This is a genomic window from Streptosporangium sp. CA-135522 (genome assembly GCF_050949235.1).
Lineage (GTDB): Bacteria > Actinomycetota > Actinomycetes > Streptosporangiales > Streptosporangiaceae > Streptosporangium.
The window spans coordinates 3,953,389-3,954,664 of record NZ_CP192026.1 but is presented as its reverse complement, the minus strand read 5'-3'; the positions used below and the strand labels follow the sequence as shown (position 1 = coordinate 3,954,664).

General features: G+C 75.6%; 1 protein-coding gene. It reads right to left on the bottom strand.

Annotation, left to right across the window (positions count from 1 at the left end):
* Positions 1-128: 128 nt before the first annotated feature.
* On the bottom strand, positions 129-1,094 hold the full coding sequence (locus ACQPYK_RS18470; protein WP_433256775.1) for a WD40 repeat domain-containing protein: 966 nt from the start codon (positions 1,092-1,094) through the stop codon (positions 129-131).
* Positions 1,095-1,276: the final 182 nt, after the last annotated feature.

Genomic DNA, 1,276 nt, shown 5'->3' with positions numbered 1-1,276 from the left:
CCCGTCCCGTTCGTCGCGAGCCCGAGGGGCCGGCCGCCGGTTCGGCGGCCGGCCCCTTTCCGGCAAGGGCGCGGGGCACGGCGTCACGGGCACGGCGGGTCATAGGGCAGGGCGTCACAGGTACGGCGTCACGGGCACGGCGGGTCATAGGGCACGGCGGGTAGATACTGCGCCCACTCCTCTCGGGTGGTGGCCGCTCCCACCTGCTCGCAGAGCCGCCAGGCCGTCCATCCGGGGTCCACGGACCACAGCCGTACGGTTCCGTCCCGCGATCCGGTCGCGAGGACGCCGCCGTCCGGGCGGAACGCGACGCCCAGCGTCCAGTCGGGGTGGCCGGTGAGGGTCGCGTGGAGTGCCGGGGACTCGGCCGTGAGATCCCACACCTTCACGGTGTGGTCGGCGGAGGTCGTCGCGAGGAAGCGCCCGTCCGGGCTGAAGGCCGCCGCGGCGACGAGGTCGGTGTGGCCGGTCAGCACCGCCGGCGGCCGGGGACGGGCGGGGTCGGCCAGGTCCCACAGCAGCACGGTCCCGTCCCGGGAGGCGCTCGCCGCGACACGTCCGTCCGGGGCGACGGCCACGGCGTTCACCTGGTCACCGTGCCCGAGCAGCCGGGTGCCGACCGGGCGGGCCAGCGACGACAGCAGGGCGCTGCGGGCCTCGACGGTCGGGGAGATCCGGTAGGCGGCCAGGCTGAGCTGCGCCGCGAGAGAGGTGTCGGGAAGCCGGGCGCTGCTGATGGCCGCCACCTGGGAGATGGCGGCGTCGCGCTGCCGGACGACGGTGACGGTCCTGACGGCGGCCAGGACGCTCGCCGTGACGGCGAGCACGAGCAGGACGAACCAGCGGGCGGCGTCCAGGGCGGCCTGGATGCCGGGCCACAGGGCCGGGCCGGCGGCCAGGCCCGTCTGGTCCCGGAACACCTCCATGGCGCGGCGCTGGTTCCAGGGCTTGGCCAGCCGCTGCAGTCCGCGCTGGAGGGCGGGACCGAACAGGCCGTCGGCTCTGTGGGAGTAGGAGACGAAGGCGTCGTAGGCCTTCGGGAGACGTCCGGACCGGGCCGGCTCGGAGGGAAGGTCCGGAGCCGTGACGTCCATGTCCGTCCTCCGTCCACGAGGGGCGGTCAGGCGATGCCGGCGACCGCTTCCGGGGGACCCGGAGAGTATCCCGAAAACAACGATCGCACCAGCGGATGCGCCCGGATCACGAGCACGACGCCCGCCGGGCGGCGGATCGGCCCGGACGTGCCGCCCCGCCGCCGCGGACGCACCCGCGCGCG

Coding starts and splice junctions, on each gene's coding strand:
- ACQPYK_RS18470 (WP_433256775.1), bottom strand. CDS start 1,094: ATGGACGTCACGGCTCCGGACCTTCCCTCCGAGCCGGCCCGGTCCGGA.